Source organism: Accumulibacter sp. (assembly GCF_023806565.1).
Classification (GTDB): Bacteria; Pseudomonadota; Gammaproteobacteria; order Burkholderiales; family Rhodocyclaceae; genus Accumulibacter.
On record NZ_JAMTDV010000132.1, the window covers coordinates 19031 to 36434 of the forward strand.

Sequence of the window (17404 nt, forward strand, 5' to 3'; positions counted from 1 at the left end):
CGGCTCGCAGGCCAGCACGCGAGCACGGCAACTTGCACCATGGGCTTCGCCACGCAAGCTTCGGCGAGGGTCATTTCCGGGAAATCTAGGTCTTGAGCCGATAGCCGGTGCGGAAGATCCACGCCACGATCATCAGGAACAAGGCAAGAAACAGGACGGTCATGCCGAGACTGACGCCGACATGCACGTCGGCAAGGTCGTAGAAGCTCCAGCGGAAACCGCTGACCAGATAGACGACGGGGTTGAACAGGGTGATCGTCCGCCAGACCGGCGGCAACATGCTGATCGAGTAAAAGCTGCCGCCCAGGAAAGTCAGGGGAGTGATGATCAGCAGCGGCACGAGCTGCAGCTTCTCGAAGTTGTCGGCCCAGATGCCGATGATGAAACCGAAAAGGCTGAAGGTCACCGCCGTCAGCACGAGGAAGAGGATCATCCAGAAGGGGTGCGCGACGCGGATCGGCACGAACAGGCCAGCGGTCGCCAGAATGATCAGCCCGAGGAGGATCGACTTGGTCGCCGCCGCCCCGACGTAACTGGCGGCAATCTCGAGATACGATACCGGCGCCGACAGGAGCTCGTAAATGGTCCCCGTGAATTTGGGAAAGTAGATGCCAAAGGAAGCATTGGCAACGCTCTGCGTCAGCAAGGACAGCATGATCAGCCCGGGCACGATGAAGGCACCATAACTGACCCCGTCGACCTCGGCAATGCGCGAGCCGATGGCAGCGCCGAAAACGACGAAATACAGCGAAGTCGAGATCACCGGCGAGACGATGCTTTGCAACAGCGTGCGTCGGGTGCGTGCCATCTCGAAGCGGTAGATGGCACGGATGGCAAACAGATTCATTTGGCGTCCTTGAGCAGAGTGACGAAAATATCCTCCAGCGAGCTTTGCGTCGTATGCAGGTCCTTGAACGCGATCTCCGCGTCGTTGAGGTCCCTGAGCAAGGCGATGATCCCGGTGCGTTCGGCCTGTTTGTCGTAGGTATAGGTCAGCTCGCTGCCGTCGCTCGACAGATCGAGCCGGTAGGCATCGAGTCCGGGCGGAATCCGCTCCAGCGGCGACTGCAGTTGCAGGGTCATCTGTTTCTTCCCGAGTTTGCGCATCAACTCGCTCTTTTCCTCGACGAGAACGATCTCGCCCCTGCTGATCACGCCGATCCGGTCAGCCATTTCTTCGGCTTCGTCGATGTAGTGGGTGGTGAGGATGATGGTCACCCCGGCCGCCTGCAGCGAGCGCACGAGTTGCCACATGTCGCGCCGCAGGTTGACGTCGACTCCCGCCGTCGGCTCGTCGAGAAAGAGGATCTGCGGCTCGTGCGAGAGCGCCTTGGCGATCAGCAGCCGGCGCTTCATGCCGCCCGACAGGGTGAGGATCCTGCTGTCCTTCTTGTCCCACAACGAGAGATCGCGCAGGACTTTTTCGAGGTACGCGGGATCCGCCCGCCTGCCGAAGAGCCCACGGCTGAAGGACACCGTCGCCCAGACCGACTCGAAGGCGTCGGTGGTGAGTTCCTGCGGCACGAGGCCGATTTTCGAGCGGGCGGCACGGTAGTCGCGGACAATGTCGTGACCATCGACCAGAACCTCGCCCTCGCTCGCGTTGACGATCCCGCAGATGATGCTGATCAGCGTCGTCTTGCCGGCACCGTTGGGGCCCAGCAAGGCGAAGATTTCGCCCCTGCGAATGTCCAGGTGGACGCTCTTGAGCGCCTGGAAGCCGGAGGCGTAGGTCTTGGAGAGGCCGGATACGGAGATGATGTTCTGCATGAGCGCGACCTTACCAGATAGCGACGATTCGTTGGTCATTCGACGCAAGCAGCTTGCCTCATCAAGATGCGAACGCCGACCACTCGCGCCACCTCGGCGAAGCGGGCGAAAGGGGGGGTCGAGCAGGCCCTCGACGATTTGCCTGCCATCGTCGATGCCCCAGCGAGTGACGGAGGCCGCGATGGAAGCGCTGCCCAGGCTCACCCCGAAGCAGGCGCTGCCACTGCGGGGGCGAACGAAAGCGCGGACCGACCACTGGCCAAAGCTGGTCGCAACAACGCAGTTGCGGGTGGTTCGGGGCAGGGAAAGCCATCACTGGAAGCGCCAGTCGCGAAGAGCACTTTGATTCGCGTCTGCACGATGTCGGCGTGCTCTGCTTCCTGGTCGCCACCTACGGAAATCCGCGCAGGCGCTCGTTCAGCCAGCCGAATCCGACGCGTTCCTGCTCCAGGCGCAGCCTGGACTGCAGCCGATCGAAGCGGAGTTCGTCGTAGACTGCCTCCTCCTGCGTCGTCAGTCGGAGCAGGTCCTGCCGCGCAGGCTCGGGCTCCTCGCCCCAGTGCAGGCGATGTGCGAGCAGCGTGTCCCGATCCATCAGGAACGACGCCACCTGCGGAAAATGGCCGCGCAACTGATCGAGGATGGCGAAACCGTGCGTGTCGATGTCGCCCCAGTAATGCAGACGACAGGGATGCAGCCAGGCAGCGCGCGCCAGCGCCTCCCAGCCGTAGCCGGCGCCGAATACCACGATGGCGCCGGCCAGCGGCGGGAAAGCCAGGAAATTGGTTTCGTTCTCGGTGATGAACACGCGCTCGACAGGCAGCGCCAGGTCGGCAAAGCTGCCCGCGTCCAGGGTGATGTCCGGCAGCCCCGTGCAGCCAGGCAGGCCCGGCAGCGCCGGGTCGAGCAGACGAAAGCGAATGCGGACGGGCTTGTCGAGAAAGCCGAAGCGACGGGCGAACTGGGTAATCCCGGTCGCCCCGCTATCGATGGTCGCAGGCGGCAAAGCCAAGTCCAGCAGTTCGCCGAGCACGCCCCGATGGGTTTCGATGAACTTGCTGTCGACTCCCGGCGCATCCACCTGGCGCATGTACACTCCCGGGCGAGGATGGGCTTGCAGCCATGCGACCACGGCCAGGAGGCGCTGCCAGCGGTCGGCCAGATCCAACGCCTGGCGCGGACGCCTGGACAGCCACGACAGCAGCGCCGGCTGCGCGGCGGCCGTCTGCTGCCACAGCGCATCGAATCGTCGGGCCTCGCGTGCCATGCCGATGACGGCCAAGGCGTCGTGAGCCGAGTCGACCCAAACCGCTGCCGGCAGCCGCTGCATTCCCTGCACCCGATGATTCCAATCGCGCCATTCGATCCGTACGTGCGGGGTGTCAGCAAGCGCGCGGACCCAGTCACGCACCGCCTCGAAGCGGTCGGACAGATCGGCGGCGCCCGGTGTCTTCAGGGACAGGCGCAGGGGCCAGGACACGGCGTCCGAAGCCACAGCGCGCAGCAGGTCGCCACGATCCCACAGTCGCTGCACCTGGGCGCGCAGATCTGCCGACGTCGTCCAGCTCATGATGCCGCGCCGCTGCCCACAACCTTCTGCGCCCGGTACTCCTCGATCGACAGGCAGCGCAGCCGCGAGTCCTTCCCGCCCTCGTTGTGCACGAAGCCCACGCTGGCAACGAAGGGCTCGATGATGTGGATCTTCTGCAGCGGCGTCACGATCAACAACTGCAGATTGAGCTGCTGGAACAAGCGCAGCCCGTAGTGCGCCGACTCGTCCGACCCACGCCCGAAGGCCTCGTCGATGACGACGAAGCGGAACGACCGCGAACGCACGGCGCCCCACTCCAGCCCGAACTGGTAGGCCAGGCTCGCGGCCAACACGGTGTACGCCAGCTTTTCCTTCTGGCCGCCGGACTTGCCGCCGGAATCCGAGTAATGCTCGTGCTCGGCACCGTCGGCGCGCCAGCGTTCGCTGGCCGAAAAAAGGAACCAGTTGCGCACGTCGGTAACCTTGGCGGTCCACCGGCGGTCGGCATCCGACAGCCCTTCCCTGCCCCGGAAGCGGTCGATGATGGCCTTGACCAGCAGGAACTTGGCTTCCGAATACTGCTCATCGGCCGACCCCGTCGCGCCCTCGGTACACGCCCGCAGATCCTGCTGAAAGTCGCGGATCTCGGCATCCGGGCTGGGCTGGGCCACCAGCCTGATGTATCGGCCCGGGTTGTAGTCGATGGCCTGCAGCGATTGGTTGATGAGGTCGCCGCGCTCCCTGATCGTCGCCCGCTCACGCGCGAGCTGGGCGTTGAAGTTGGCGATCTCGTTGATCGTGTTGACGTTCAGCAACTCCTTGAAACGCGCCTCGAAACGCGGCAGGTCATCGCTTTTCACAGCGCCGAGCATCCGCTCGTACTCCGGCAGCGCCGCAAGGCTGACATCCATCTCGACGGTCTCGGCCTTGAACTCCTCCTTGAAGCCGCGCATGGCATTGACGATGCGCTCGGTGAGGCGAGCGCGGCACTTGTCCTCGGCGTAGATGCGCTCCTGCAGCCACTTGCGCACTTCCTGTTCGCGGTTGTCACAGGATTCGACCGATAGGTGATGCTCGCCCAAGGCTGCCGCGCGCCAGGCTTCCAGGCGCTCGATCTGGGCATCGTCGAGCGGCGTGGCGTCACACACCGCGCTCGCCTGGTTCCGAAGTTCCTGGGCTGCCGCCCGTTTGGCTCGTAGCTCGCCACGCCTGCCCAGCGCCTCGGCGCGCCGGCCTTCGCTCGCGCGCAGCCGCTCCTGCACCGCCTGCAGCTGGCGGCCCAGCACTTGCAGGATGTCCGATGCCGCTTCCAGCCGCGCGCGTTCCTCGCCGATGGCGGCGATCTGGCGGACCAGGCTCATCCAGTCGATCTCCGCAAAGCGCGTGAACTCCTCCAGCCGCGCGAGTGTCTCCAGGCGGCCCCGCAGCTCCCGGCGCGCCTGCTGGATCTCGCCGATGCGCTGCCCCAGCGTGGCAAGCTTTTCCTCCAGCCGCTGTCGCTGATCGCGCAAGGCCCGCAGCTTGTCGGCATTGCTCCAGCCGAGCACGTAGCGGCTGCGGTCGTCGATGCGGCTGCGGTCGTCCTTCTCGTGGCGCCCGCTCGGGTCCTTGATCTGGCCGGCGCGTGTCACGGCGCGAGCCTCGCGGCGGAACTGCTCGCCGGTGTCACAGCAGGCGACGTCGAAGCGCTGGCGAAGCTCCTGCTCCAGCCACTCGTAGTGCGGCGAATCCGGCTTGACGACCAGCTTTCGCACGAGCGATTGCGGATGCAGACCGGCACCCTGCACCGCCTTTCGCGGCCGCACGTGGAAGTACACCAGTCGTGCCCCCAGATGCTGGCGGTCCACCCAGTCGGCGACGACCTTGTAGTGCTCGTCGGGTACCAGCAACGCGAGGCCAAAGCCGCGCAGCAGCCGCTCGGCGGCACCTTCCCACTCGCGCTCGTCGTCGCGGACCTGGATGAGCTCACCCGCGAAGGGCAGCTCGTCCTCGCCAATGCCCAGCGCCGTTCGCAGCCCGTCGCGGATGCGCACCTGCGCGGCGTCGATATTGCTCCGGCGTCGTTGCAGGCTGTCGATCTCCTCCGACAAGGCCGCGTGCTGTTCACGCCCCTTGCGGAAAGCGAAGTCCTCCTCGCGCTCGCGGTTGTCCAGATCGGCGATGCGCTCACGCAAGCCTTCGGCCCGCTTGCCGACGCTCTGCTGCTGGGCGAGAAAGTCTGCCTCATCGGCCGGCGCCGCCTCGTCGATGCGGCCGAGCAACTGCAGGTAGCGGTCCGACTTCTTCTGGCGTTGCGCCTTTTCCTGCTCCATGGCGTGCATTTCGGCGGTCAGCTCCTCCAGACGGTTGCCGCCGTTGTCACGCAAGGCGCGCTCCAGACGGGTGACTTCGATGCGCTCGGCCTCGTGCTGCGCGTCCAGGCGTTCGATCTGCGCGTCGAGTCGGGCGGCATCCTCCGCCAGCAAGGCAAGGCGGCGGTCCAGCAGCTCGCCCTTGAAGCGCGCGAAGTACGGCCGCAACACGTCGCGCCCTTCGCGCCAGCGCTGGATTTCGGCCACCAGCTCCTGATGGCGTTGACCGTCCTCGACCAGTGGCGTCAGCAGGTCCACCTGCCGCTTGGCCTTGAGCACGGCCTGATGCGCACGGTCGAGGTCGTCGAAATGACGGATCAGGGCCTCGATGCGACTGGCGACATCGAATGGCTCCAGCATGTGGTTGCGCACGAAGTCGGTGAGGTTGCCCACGGACTTCATCGATACCGTCTGGTGGAACAACTCCAGGGCCTGCTCGTGTTCGATGCCGAAACGCCGACGAAACCAGGCCCCATAGGGCGGGAAGCTGTCGAACAGCTCGCCGCCCGAGCTGCGCAGCTTCCTGCGCAGGGCGGTGATGTCACTGCCAAAGCCGCGGAAATCCTCGGCGATCGAGAGTGGCCGCTCGGCCGCCACGAACAGGCGTGCCGGCTGTCCCTGCGGGTCCTTCAACCAGAACACCTGGGCCAGCGTCACGGCCTGGTCATAGCCCTCGTTGCGGAAGACGCCGAGAATGACCGAGTAGCTCGACGCATCGCGCAGCGGCACCGGACGCGCGCTGCCCGTGATCTCGTTGCGCTCGCTCTTGTAATGGCCGAGCACGTAGGAACGCAAGGATCGCTCGCGGGCATCCGCCCCGGCCGCCTTGTTGTAGGCTACACGATGCGCCGGCACCAGCAGGGTGGTGATCGCGTCGACCAGGGTGGACTTGCCTGAGCCGATGTCGCCCGTGAGCAGGCCATTGCGGCCGTCGAGCCGGTAGCACCAGACGCGCCTGTCGAAGGTACCCCAGTTCAGCACCTCCAGGCGCTGCAGCCGGAAGCCCACACGGCTGTCGTCGGCGACAAAATCCAGGGCGAGCGTCTGCGCCTCAGGCATCGGCCGCCTCCCGTGCCGCCCCGCGTTCCGCGCTCGTGCCCGAAAGCGCCGTGCGGTAGACCTCCAGCCGCGCGTCGAACTCTGCCAGCCACTGCGCGTCGACGAAGGATTTCAGGATGCGCCGAACCTCGTAGTGGCCCCGCTCCTGTGCGCTGGTGACGGTGGGCCTGAGCCGGCGCAGGAAGCCCAGATCGACCACCTTGCCGATCGTCGCGTCCACCTGGTCGATCAGCCGCGCCTCGTTCGTGCCATCGGGCAGGAATACCCGCATCAGCTCGGCGATCTCGTCGCGCGAGAGCACCAGCCGGGTGTCGCCGCCGCCAGCGTCGAACTCGGCCATGCGCTTGCGCAGCAACGCCAGCATCAAGCTCACCGGATAGGACAGCGGCCGACGCGCGATGAGCCGGGGCAGGCGCGGCGCACCCTCGCACTCATCGGGGTCCGGCCGGCTTTTCAGGAAGGCGTGGCGCTCGGCCTCATCGAGCACCAGGTCGAGCAGCAACACCGCCGCCTGTTCGCGCACGCGCGCCTGCAGGCGCAAGAGGCTCGCCCAAAGCCGCTCATCGTCCTCGCGATAGAGCACGCCCTTGAGCAGATGCACCATCAGTTGCGACAGCTCGGGCAGCGCGCCGGGCGGGGCCGTTTCCGGATCGTTCTCGCTTCGCCGAAATTCGCCGCGCTCGTTTTCGTGCCGAGTCTCGTCCATGTTCCTCTCTCCCTGGCCGACCAGGACTTCAGCGCGTGAAGATGACGCGGGGCAGGCGCGCCTCGCGCGTCACGGCTTCACCCGCGGCGTTGCGTGCCGGCCAGCGGATCGGTTCCTCCACGGCTTCGTCGACGACCGCGCACACGCAATCCCGCGCGTCGCTGCCCTCCCCGCCATGGGCCAGCTCCAGATAGGCGACCAGTTCGGCCAGACCCTGGCGCAGAGGCTCGGCATCGAGCAGTTCACGCAGCGTGATCTGCGGCTGGCGACGCAGTGCACGCTGGACCAGCGAACGCAGACGGCCCTTGTCCACGACGATCTGGTCGAACAGACGCGCGGTATCGATGTCGTCGTCGCCAACCGCCAGGGCCAGTTCGGTGAGCAGCGGTTTCACGCTCGGAGTGAACAGGGGTCGCTCCAGAGGCAGTTCCACATCCGCGCCCATCGCGTCGATGTGCATTAAGGCGCCGCTGGGCGCCGCCTCGCGCAGCAGCAGTGCCTTGCTCTCGATAGCGTGCAGCAGGTCCAGGATGCGCCGGTTCTCGAGAAAGGCGCGGTCGTCCAGGAAGCGGCGCAACTGCTGGGATAGCTGCGCCACGGTGCGCTGGGTGTGCTCGCCCGCCTCCAGCCAGTCGTGGTGGACGCGGCGGGTGCGCGGCTCGGGCGAAAGCTGAGCGACGGCGGGCAGCGCCAGCACCTGGTCCAGCCGCTCCGACAACTCTTCCTGCCGGCGACTGGACATGAGGAAGTCCCAGAAGGCGCGGAAGCTGCGGCCCTGGTCGGAGTCGCCGATGGCGTCGCGCTCGCCCATGATCTCGTCGAGCAGCGCGCCCTTGGCGCCTTCCCACAGCGCGATCTTCTCGCGCACCTTGCGGTCGAGCTGGCGGAAGTTGTGCTCCACTTCGCGAAAGTCGGCCAGCAGCTCGCGTGCCAGTTGCTGGAACTGCTGGAAGCGATCCTTGACCGCCGTGTCGTCGAGCAGCGGCACGTCGCCCGCCAGGATACGGGCGATCTCGGCATCGAGCTCGTCGCGCTTCCTGCAGAGGTCGTCCACGCGCTTGATCGGGTCGGCCTCGGTGCCGGCGCTGATCTGTTCCAGCAGCGCAAACAGCGTGAGCAGGCGCGACTCGGTGCCCACGAACGGCCGCTCAGTCAGCGACTGCAGCCAGGCGATGGCCTTCTCGGTGGCCGCGGTCAGGTCGAACTGCGCCTCGTCCGTACCCGGCTTGTAGAACTTGCGCAGCCAGCCTCTGTCGGGCGCCGCCCAGTCGTTCAGGTATTCGACGGCGCGCTTGGGATACGCGTCCATCCCAACCTGTTCGCGCAGCGCGAACAGCTCGTCCTCGAGTGCCTCCGCGAGATCGGCCTCGCTCATCACGCGTACGTTCGGCAGCACGAAAACGCGGTGCAGAAAGCTCGCCACCAGCGGCGCGTGCGGAGACGCCAGGAGCCGCCAGGCGGGGTGGCGGTCGCGCAGGGTGGCGAGGGTGGAGTGGTCCAATGCGGTGAACTCGCAGAGTCAGTACTTTCCACCCGATAGTGGGGGCAATTTCTCCTCGATCCACTCCCACCGCCGGTCGCTGACCATCACGAAACGGCAGCGCCCCGCGGACAGGTTCGCCCACAGGCCGCCGATCATCCGGTCATCGTCTGCGCCAGCCCAGCGATCCGCGCCCTTGTATTCGACGGCCAGGATCGGGCCGGGCTGGTCCGCGCTGCCGGGCAGTTGGCAGAGGAAGTCCGGGTAGAACCGACCGTCCGCTTTCTGCAGGAAGAACGAACAGCCTTCGCGGCGAACCAGGTTGCGTACCCAGAACCGGACGCGCCCGCGCTGCGCCTGAATGTCCAGCCAGCAGGCGCACTCGAACTCCTCCTTGCTGTCGAAATCGCCGATGCGCCCGTAGAAGTGCCGGCAAAAGTCGAAGTGCCCGAAACGTCCGTCGTAGTCACGGCTGGGCGCGTAGGCCTGCGCATGGAATTCGAACGGGTGCTGATCCGTCACCGCAACACGCGATGCGGCATCGTCGCCGAACGCCTGCTGGTACGCCTTGCCGACCGCCTGCCGGCGCAGAGCGCGAATGCGCGCTTCCAGCAGATTGCGCAGCAGGAACTTCTGCAGATTGGCGCGGGCGAGCGTGCAGTCCTGCCGGCGCATCAGTTCGCTCAGCCACCTGGCGACGAAGGCTTGCTTGCTGGCGTGGGTCAGCGAGGGTTCCGGCAGGTTGCGACACAGCCATGTGGCCAGCCGCACCGCATCCCAGCGCTCGGGCTGGTAGATCAGCCCCAGATCGCGCTGCAGCTCGGGCAGGAAGCGCGCGATGACCTTGCCGTTCTCGCCATCGACATCGATCTCGCCGCCCTCGGACACTTTCAGGCCCGTACCCAGCACCATCAGCTCGTCGCCGGTCGGTGCCGCGTCGTAGCGCGACAGGTCCCACGCGTAGTCCAACAATTCCGGGTCGTCGAACAGTTGCAACTCCCCCTGCACGCGCAAGGCAAGTTGCGGCACGCGAAAGCGTTCGCCCAGTTCGGCCGGCGTCTGGAAGAACTCGATGGCCGTGCTGCGGCTGATCTCGGCGGCCTCGACGATGGCCGCCGCCGCCGAGTCGCTGCTGACGGTAGTCCGGAGCCGCTCGGCTTCCTCCTCGGTCAGCGGCGCGGTGATGGTCAGCGTATTGCGTTTGCCGTCCCAGCTCAGCTTGTCGCGCACCGGCTTCGGCACGCTCCTGAGGTCGGGCTTCTCGCTCAAGGTGATCGCCACCGGCCGCACGACGACGCGCCCGGCGTGACCCTCCAGATCCAGCCGCGCCTGCTCCGACCTGGCGGCGGTGACGAACTCCGCCACCTCGCGCCGTTCGAAACCGGCGCCCGCAACCAGGCGATCACGCAGCGCGCCCGCCGTATCGGCAAAGTTGCGCGACACCACGAAGGCATAGGACTGGTTCAAGGCCCTGGCCTGCCGATGCCTGGCATAGGGTTGCCGCAGCACGCGCCCGAGCAATTGCTCCACCGCCGTGGCCGATGACAGCGACGCCATGCTCACGAGGATGTAGGCAAAGGGGCAGTCCCAACCCTCGGCCAGCGCCTTCTGGGTGATGACGAACTTCACTGGGCAGGCCGGATCGGCGATGCCCTGCTTGTAGTCGGCGTCGACCTGCTCCAGCCCCTTTTCCTCGCCGGTGGCGACGACGATCTCACTGGCCGGGATGCCATGGTTGGTGATCAGTTCGTTGCGCACGCGCTCGAAATCCAGCGTCTCCACTCCGGGGCGGCGCGGCTCGGACTGAATCAACACGATCGGGCGCAGGTAAGGGCTGCCTGCACGGCATTCCTCATCGGCGAGTCTGTGCAGGGCGTCGCGGCGCCCAAGGGCATCGGCCAGGCATTGCTGCCAGTTCGGCTCGGTTTCCAGCACCACCGGCAGCTTGATCATTTCCTCCGCCTTCAACTCGGCGGCGGAGACGCTGTGCAGCACGTTGCTCGGCGTGCGCTCGAGGTCGGGCGTCGCGGTCAACTCCAGGACGCCACTCGGACGGAAGCGCGCCAGCATGTCGAAGGCCAGTTCGGTGCGGCTGTTGTGCGCCTCATCGACGACCACGAAGGGCCGGCGCAGACGCAACACGTTGGCCAGCGAGCACGGCGTCGTGCGTTCGCTGCCAAGGCCTTCGCTCAGCAGCGCCTCGCGCTGGATCGGCGACAGGTGCTCGAAATGATGCATCAGCGCGCCACTGCTCTGGTACACCTTGCGGGATTCCTCGTCCTCGACCTGAAACGCCTGCCGCGTGGCGACGATGATCGTGGTCGAGGTGTCGAGTGTGGCACGGGTCACGCTCCTGGCCTCGTCCAGATCCATCACCGTGATCGGCCCGGCCGCGCGCAGCGCGTTGTGGTACGGATGCCGGCGGTCGCGCAGGGTGCGCAAGGTCTGCTCGCGGATCGGCTTGCTCGGCACCAGCCAGAGGATCACGCTGTGCTCGCAGCGCAGCAGGTGCGTGTTGGCGAGCGCGACGCTCCTGGCGGCCAGCCAGGTCTTGCCGCCGCCGGTGGGAACGCGCAGGCAGAAGTACGGCATGTCGGCCGGGAAGCCCGACAGCGGGTGGTACGCGTTGCCACGCCCCCACAGGCGCTCGGTGGTTGCGGTGAAGGCGATCGACGGCGAAGGCAGCTCGTGGCAGGCCCTGAAATAGGCCTCGATGCTTTCGAGCACCTGCTGCTGGTAGGTCTTGGGCGAAAACCCCGTCATGCCTGCCCCTGCCAGTTTTCGATGGACAGGCCCGGGACGCGCGAAAACTCCGAGACATTGTGTGTCACCAAACGCAATCCCGAGGACCGGGCAATAGCCGCAATCTGCAGATCATAGGGACCGATGGGGCAGCCTTGGCGCGCCAACAGCGCGCGAATCTCGCCACAATGCTCCGCCGCGCGGTCATCGAAGGGCAGGCTCGTCACATGGGACGCCAACTCACGGATGCGTGCCTGGTTTTCGACCACACGTTGGCTATTGCAGGCGCCGAACCACAACTCCGCCCATACCGGCGCGCACAGGTACAGTGCCGCGATACCCACGCGACGCACGCCTCCCACGACCGCCGGGTTGTTTTTCAACAGGGCGATCCAGGCGTTGGTATCGAGCAAGAAGCCGCTCATCACAGCGTCCCGCGTGGCAGGTCACCGGCCAGTCCAGAATCGTCGATTTCGTCCGGGAAATCGTCGCCAATGCTGCCGGCAAAGCGCTCGATGAATGCCTCGGTGGTCAGCGCGTTGCTGTCGGCTGGCTGTATGTGATAGCGCATCTCGAGCCAGGCGATAAAATCGAGCGCTTCCCGCTGCAGGTCGGCAGGCAGCCCCCGCGCATGGGCATGTATGGTGTCAGGCAGATTCATTTCGAGACTCCTTGCTTGCTCCAGCTGGTTGACGGCATTGCTGCCTGCGCGTCCGTGTGCTGCAGGCGCAAAGCAAGTTCGCTTCCTGTACGCGCAGCAGTGGCGGTTCACGGTTCATCTCACACGTCCAGCGCATAAGGCGTCTGCTTGAAGGTGAGCCCCAAGCGTGCCGCGCGGCCGCCCATGCGGTTGGCGGCGGCGTAGATCACTTTCGGGCCGGCGAACTTCGGCAGCAGGTCGAACACCGGGCCGGTGAGCACGTTGCCGCCGGCGACCGAGCGGTCCTTGAGGATGCCATTGTAGAGCAGGTAGATTGCGCGGCCGTCGTGCACGCCGAGCAGCGGGGAATCGCTCTGACCCGCGTAGCCGGTGCCGGTCTCGGCGAACCAGACGAACTCGGCCAGTTGGGCGAACGTCACGTCGCGCCGGATCTGGCCTTCGGCGTCGAACAGCGGTTCAGCCGACAAGCGGCAGAACTGGAAGCCGCCGCCCAAGCCTTCAATGGCAGCGACTTTGTCGTTGCAGTAGCCAGCGATGACGCGTTGCATTCGCCCGGCAGTGACGGTTCTGGCAATCCCCGAGTCCATCTCTACCTGAATGAAGCGACGGGTTCCACCATCCTCGGTATTCTGTTTGAGCACCGCGTGCCCCGTGGTGCCGGAGCCCGCGAAGCTGTCGAGGACGATCGAGTCTCTGTCCGTGGCGATCTGCAAGATGCGCTGGATCAGTCGAGTGGGCTTCGGCGTAATGAAAACATCGGCCGAAGTATCGAAGTCGACCAGTTCGAGCAGTTCTTTCTTGCCCTCTTGCGTATGTCCGACTTCGCCGTAGAACCACATGGTCTGAGGGACGCGGCCGTCTTTGACTTCGTGCAGGAAACGCTTGATCTGTGGGATCGCGCCGCCGTCCTTGCCCCACCAGATCCGGCTGTCGCGATCCAGTTCCTCGAATTTTGCCTTTGAAACAGTCCAATATCTTCCTTTTGGCGGGGCGTCGATGACCCGTCCTGTGGGAGATGTGACGGAGTATGTTCCTTCCGAGTAGTAGTTACGGGCAGACAAATCACTCGTCTTCCAGATTCCGCGCGAGTCCTTGTCCGGATTCTTGTACGCGGCGTTCTGTTCTTCCGTGCGAGGCAGCAGGTTCGGCTTCCAGCTATCGGCTTTGGCCGCGTAGACGACGATGTAGTCGTGATCCTCTGAGAGATGACGTGCCGAGTTCTTGGGCGAATAGACCTTCTGCCAAAGCACAGTCGCCACAAAGTTCTTCGCCCCGAAGATCTCGTCCATCAACAGTCGAAGTGTCGCCACCTCGTTATCGTCGATCGACACGAAGATCGCCCCGTCCTCGCACAGAAACTGCCTCAGCAGCACCAGTCGCGGATACATCATGCACAGCCAGCGGTCGTGCCGATCCAGCGTTTCGCCTTCCCTGCCCACGACTTCGCCCAGCCATTTGCAAATCTCCGGACTGTTGACGTTGTCGTTGTAGACCCAGCCCTCGTTGCCCGTGTTGTACGGCGGGTCGATGTAGATGCACTTCACCTGACCGGCGTAGCGCGGCAGCAACGCCTTGAGTGCGTGCAGGTTGTCGCCCTGCACGATCAGGTTGCCGGACTCCGCCGCGCCGCAGGACAGCTCGGGCACCGGCTCCAGCAGGCGGAACGGCACTTCCCGGTGGTGCCTGACGACGGCTTCCTTGCCAATCCAGTTCAATGTGGGCATGGCGCCTCGTGACCTTCAGTCTTTCGCGGCGGTCGCGCCGCTCGCGTGATGGTGTTCGTGGATCGTTGCGTTGCCGGGTGTACCTGTCCGACGCCGCACCGTTTCAAACAGACAGATCGCTGCTGCGGCGGCGACGTTCAACGACTCGCTGCCTCCGGGCATCGGGATGCGCAGGTGCTGGCGAGTCGCCGCGAGCAACGACGGCCGCACGCCGCTGCCCTCGCTGCCGAAGACCCAGGCGACGGCTGCCCGGAGTTCGGCTTCGTAGAGACTGCGCGAGGCGGCGAGCGAGGTCGCCACCGCCTGCCCGCGATACGCGGCAAGAAAATCCGCCAGATCGGCGCTTTCGTGCAGGTCGATCTGGAAATGCGCGCCCATTGCCGCGCGCAGCACCTTCGGCGACCAGACCTGCGCGCAGTCGGCCGAGAGCAGAACCTGGCGAAAGCCGGCGGCGGCGGCGCTGCGCAGGATCGAGCCGACGTTGCCGGGGTCCTGCAGGCCGTCCAGGAGCACCGCATCGGCATCGTGATCGAGCATCCGCGCCGGTTGCGGAAGACGAACGACGGCCATGATGCCGCTCGGCGCATCGACCATCGCCAGACCGGCGAACAGCGGATCGGCAAGGACGGTGATGTTCGTCGCGGCGGCCGCGCCCTCCAGGTAACGGGCGATTTCCGGCCGCGTGGCGCCGCCCTCGCCGACCAGGACCTCGTCCGGTTCTCCGCAGCGCTGCCGATAGGTCTCGAGCAGGTGCATGCCATCGAGCAGGACGCGACCACTCCGGCGTCGTTCGCGGCCGCTCTCGGAGAGCCTTTTCAGCGCCTTGTAGTGCGGATTGTCGCGCGAGGCGATGCGCCTCATGCGCGACCAAGGCGGGCGACCGGAGCGAAGCTGCGGCGATGCTCCGGAGTCGCGCCGAATGCGCGCAATGCCGCCAGATGCTGCGCCGTCGGGTAACCCATGTGCCGATCGAAAGCGTATTGCGGATAGATCGCGTGCAGCTCGATCATTCCGGCATCGCGCACGGTCTTGGCGAGAATCGAGGCGGCGGCAATGGCGGCGATCCTGCCGTCGCCACCGATCACGGCTTCGACCGGGTACGGCAGCGTCGGAGAACGATTGCCGTCGATCAACACCCGCTCGGGCGGCAGACCATGCCGCTCGACGAGTCCGCTGACCGCGCGCTGCATCGCCAGCAGGCTGGCCTGCAGGATGTTGATCCGGTCGATTTCCTCGACGCTGGCCTGCGCCACGGCCCAGGCCAGCGCCGTGCCGCGGATCTCGGCGGCAAGCGCCTCGCGGCGCCTGGCGGAGAGCTTTTTCGAGTCGTCGAGACCGGCGATCGGACGCGCCGGGTCGAGAATCACGGCAGCGGCGACGACCGGTCCGGCGAGCGGTCCGCGGCCGGCTTCATCGACGCCGCAGAGCATGCCTTCAGGCGGTAGCATGCGCGGCAAGCGCCCGCGGCAGACTGCCGATGACCGCGACGGCGGCTTTCTCGGCCGCGTTCTGCCGCAACTGCAGGTGCAGCGCGCGAAATCCTGCCTGCAGTGCGGCGCGCACGCTCCGGTCGGCATACAGGTTGAGCAGCGCCTGCGCGATGTTCTCGGGAGTCGCGTCGTCCTGGATGAACTCGGGAACGACGAAGCGGCCGGCGAGCACGTTCGGCAGGCCGCAGTAGGGCAGATAGCCGCCGATCCACTGCATCAGCGTCCACGACAGCGGCGCCATCTTGTACACGATGACCATCGGGCGCTTCAGCAGCGCCGCCTCCAGTGTGGCGGTACCGCTTGCCACGAGCACCAGGTCGGCGGCCATCATCGCCTGATGGGCGTGCCCGAAAAGCAGGCGAATCGGCAGTTGCTGTGCCTGACAGCGCTGCAGCGCGCCGGCGAAGAGTTCGCGTGTTTCGCGCGTGGCGAGCGGGACGAGAAATACCGCAGCGGGAACCTGCTGGTGAATGAGGCGGGCGGTTTCGACGAAGGTATCGGCCATGTACTGCAGTTCGGATTGCCGGCTTCCCGGCAACAACGCGAAAACCTCGTCCTGCAGCGAAAGGCCGAGCAGTTCGCGCGCTTCCTTGCGGCCATCCTCCACGGGCAGCAGATCGGCCAGGGGATGACCGACGTAACTCACCGGAATGCCGTGCTTCTCATAGAGTGCCGGCTCGAAAGGGAAGAGTGCCAGCACCCGCGAAACGGCTGCGCCGATCTTGTGGATACGCCCGCCGCGCCATGCCCAGATCGACGGACTGACGTAATGAATGGTCGCGATGCCACGCCGCTTGAGTGCCTTTTCGAGGCCGAGGTTGAAGTCGGGCGCGTCGACGCCGATGAAGACGTCGGGCGGATCGGCCAGCAACCGGCGCCGCAGATCGCGTCGAATGCCGACGATTTCGCGATAGTGCCGGAGCACCTCGACGTAACCGCGGACGGCGAGCTTCTCCAGCGGGTGCCAGGCGTCGAAGCCAAGGCCGAGCATGCGCGGACCGCCGATACCGAAAAAAACGGCGTCTGGCAAACGCCGGCGCAGCGCCTCCATCAATTGACTGGCCAGCAGATCGCCCGATGCCTCGCCGGCCACCATGGCGATCCGCAACGCGGCGGCAGTCATCTGATGATGCCGCGCCTGGAGACCGCGAGAAAGTCGACCAGCGGCTGTACTTCGGGATGCGCGACGGCGTCTTCGATGAGCTTGGCCCGCGCCTCTTCGAGCATCAGGCCGGATTTGTACAGCGTGCGGTAAGCGCGTTTCAGCGCGAGCATCGCTTCCGGAGAAAAGCCACGACGTTTCAGACCCTCGACATTGATGCCGAAGGGACTGGCGGTGTTGCCGGCGGCCATCACGTACGGCGGAATGTCCTGTACGGCCACGGTTCCGGCGGCGGTCATGGTATGCGCGCCAACGCGGCAGAACTGGTGGATGCCGGTATAGCCGCCGAGAATCGCCCAGTCGCCGATGTGTACGTGACCAGCGAGTTGCGCATTGTTGGCGAACACCGTGCGATTGCCGACCTGGCAATCGTGCGCAATGTGCACGTAGGCCATGATCCAGTTGTCGTCGCCCATGCGCGTCACCCCTGCGTCCAGCGCGGTGCCCAGGTTGAAGGTGCAGAACTCGCGAATGGTGTTGCGGTCGCCGATCTCCAGCCGCGTCGGCTCGCCCCCGTGCTTCTTGTCCTGCGGCGGGCCGCCCAGCGAAGAGAACTGATAGATATGGTTGTCGCAACCGATGCGCGTCCGCCCCGAGATCACGACATGCGGGCCGATCACCGTGTTGTCGCCGATCTCGACTTGCTCGCCGATGATCGAAAAGGCGCCAACCGAAACATTGGCGCCCAGTTGGGCGCCGGCCTCGATGATGGCGCTGGGATGGATCAT

14 protein-coding genes are annotated in these 17404 nt (G+C 65.8%); all 14 read right to left on the minus strand.

Annotated features, from left to right (window positions below):
- Positions 1–85: 85 nt before the first annotated feature.
- The 14 genes from NFV80_RS15990 to lpxA all read right to left on the minus strand — a co-directional run bounded on the left by NFV80_RS15990 (position 86) and on the right by lpxA (position 17404).
- Positions 86–847 carry an ABC transporter permease gene (locus tag NFV80_RS15990; protein ID WP_295331250.1) on the minus strand — a complete coding sequence of 254 codons (762 nt, stop codon included), beginning with the start codon at positions 845–847 and terminating at the stop codon, positions 86–88.
- Positions 844–1770: an ABC transporter ATP-binding protein gene (locus NFV80_RS15995; RefSeq protein ID WP_296759326.1), complete on the minus strand. Its 927-nt coding sequence runs from the start codon at positions 1768–1770 to the stop codon at positions 844–846. The genes NFV80_RS15990 and NFV80_RS15995 overlap by 4 nt, the downstream gene beginning before the upstream one ends.
- 391 nt (positions 1771–2161) lie before the next feature.
- Positions 2162–3340, minus strand: coding sequence for a DUF3322 domain-containing protein (locus NFV80_RS16000; protein ID WP_295331251.1), 1179 nt, complete (start codon positions 3338–3340; stop codon positions 2162–2164).
- Complete coding sequence (locus tag NFV80_RS16005; RefSeq protein WP_296759327.1) at positions 3337–6711, minus strand: ATP-binding protein; 3375 nt, start codon at positions 6709–6711, stop codon at positions 3337–3339. The genes NFV80_RS16000 and NFV80_RS16005 overlap by 4 nt, the downstream gene beginning before the upstream one ends.
- Positions 6704–7315: a DUF4194 domain-containing protein gene (locus tag NFV80_RS16010; protein ID WP_295331281.1), complete on the minus strand. Its 612-nt coding sequence runs from the start codon at positions 7313–7315 to the stop codon at positions 6704–6706. The genes NFV80_RS16005 and NFV80_RS16010 overlap by 8 nt, the downstream gene beginning before the upstream one ends.
- A gap of 130 nt (positions 7316–7445) precedes the next feature.
- A complete protein-coding gene (locus tag NFV80_RS16015) occupies positions 7446–8918 on the minus strand; it encodes a DUF3375 domain-containing protein (protein ID WP_295331253.1) in 1473 nt (490 codons plus the stop codon).
- Between the two features lie 18 nt (positions 8919–8936).
- Complete coding sequence (locus NFV80_RS16020; RefSeq protein WP_296759330.1) at positions 8937–11660, minus strand: DEAD/DEAH box helicase family protein; 2724 nt, start codon at positions 11658–11660, stop codon at positions 8937–8939.
- Complete coding sequence (locus NFV80_RS16025; RefSeq protein WP_295331255.1) at positions 11657–12064, minus strand: type II toxin-antitoxin system VapC family toxin; 408 nt, start codon at positions 12062–12064, stop codon at positions 11657–11659. The genes NFV80_RS16020 and NFV80_RS16025 overlap by 4 nt, the downstream gene beginning before the upstream one ends.
- The gene (locus tag NFV80_RS16030) at positions 12064–12300 is read right to left on the minus strand and encodes a DUF2281 domain-containing protein (RefSeq protein ID WP_295331256.1); all 237 of its coding nucleotides are present in this window, start codon (positions 12298–12300) and stop codon (positions 12064–12066) included. The genes NFV80_RS16025 and NFV80_RS16030 overlap by 1 nt, the downstream gene beginning before the upstream one ends.
- A gap of 119 nt (positions 12301–12419) precedes the next feature.
- Positions 12420–14024 (minus strand): site-specific DNA-methyltransferase, encoded by a 1605-nt coding sequence (locus NFV80_RS16035; RefSeq protein ID WP_295331257.1) that lies wholly within the window; start codon positions 14022–14024, stop codon positions 12420–12422.
- Positions 14025–14039: 15 nt separating this feature from the next.
- Positions 14040–14885 carry an RNA methyltransferase gene (locus tag NFV80_RS16040; protein ID WP_295331258.1) on the minus strand — a complete coding sequence of 282 codons (846 nt, stop codon included), beginning with the start codon at positions 14883–14885 and terminating at the stop codon, positions 14040–14042.
- Complete coding sequence (rnhB, locus tag NFV80_RS16045) at positions 14882–15472, minus strand: ribonuclease HII (RefSeq protein ID WP_295331259.1); 591 nt, start codon at positions 15470–15472, stop codon at positions 14882–14884. The genes NFV80_RS16040 and rnhB overlap by 4 nt, the downstream gene beginning before the upstream one ends.
- Entirely contained in the window at positions 15459–16637 is a 1179-nt protein-coding gene (lpxB, locus tag NFV80_RS16050) for a lipid-A-disaccharide synthase (protein ID WP_295331260.1), read from the minus strand. Before lpxB ends, rnhB begins: the two co-directional genes overlap by 14 nt.
- Positions 16634–17404, minus strand: coding sequence for an acyl-ACP--UDP-N-acetylglucosamine O-acyltransferase (gene lpxA / locus NFV80_RS16055; protein ID WP_295331282.1), 771 nt, complete (start codon positions 17402–17404; stop codon positions 16634–16636). The genes lpxB and lpxA overlap by 4 nt, the downstream gene beginning before the upstream one ends.

Excerpts from the sequence above, each read along its gene's own strand:
- NFV80_RS16035 (WP_295331257.1), bottom strand. The coding sequence starts at position 14,024 with ATGCCCACATTGAACTGGATTGGCAAGGAAGCCGTCGTCAGGCACCAC.
- NFV80_RS16040 (WP_295331258.1), bottom strand. The coding sequence starts at position 14,885 with ATGAGGCGCATCGCCTCGCGCGACAATCCGCACTACAAGGCGCTGAAA.
- lpxA (WP_295331282.1), bottom strand. The coding sequence starts at position 17,404 with ATGATCCATCCCAGCGCCATCATCGAGGCCGGCGCCCAACTGGGCGCC.
- rnhB (WP_295331259.1), bottom strand. The coding sequence starts at position 15,472 with ATGCTACCGCCTGAAGGCATGCTCTGCGGCGTCGATGAAGCCGGCCGC.
- lpxB (WP_295331260.1), bottom strand. The coding sequence starts at position 16,637 with ATGACTGCCGCCGCGTTGCGGATCGCCATGGTGGCCGGCGAGGCATCG.
- NFV80_RS15990 (WP_295331250.1), bottom strand. The coding sequence starts at position 847 with ATGAATCTGTTTGCCATCCGTGCCATCTACCGCTTCGAGATGGCACGC.
- NFV80_RS16020 (WP_296759330.1), bottom strand. The coding sequence starts at position 11,660 with ATGACGGGGTTTTCGCCCAAGACCTACCAGCAGCAGGTGCTCGAAAGC.
- NFV80_RS16025 (WP_295331255.1), bottom strand. The coding sequence starts at position 12,064 with ATGAGCGGCTTCTTGCTCGATACCAACGCCTGGATCGCCCTGTTGAAA.
- NFV80_RS16010 (WP_295331281.1), bottom strand. The coding sequence starts at position 7,315 with ATGGTGCATCTGCTCAAGGGCGTGCTCTATCGCGAGGACGATGAGCGG.
- NFV80_RS16030 (WP_295331256.1), bottom strand. The coding sequence starts at position 12,300 with ATGAATCTGCCTGACACCATACATGCCCATGCGCGGGGGCTGCCTGCC.
- NFV80_RS16005 (WP_296759327.1), bottom strand. The coding sequence starts at position 6,711 with ATGCCTGAGGCGCAGACGCTCGCCCTGGATTTTGTCGCCGACGACAGC.
- NFV80_RS16000 (WP_295331251.1), bottom strand. The coding sequence starts at position 3,340 with ATGAGCTGGACGACGTCGGCAGATCTGCGCGCCCAGGTGCAGCGACTG.
- NFV80_RS15995 (WP_296759326.1), bottom strand. The coding sequence starts at position 1,770 with ATGCAGAACATCATCTCCGTATCCGGCCTCTCCAAGACCTACGCCTCC.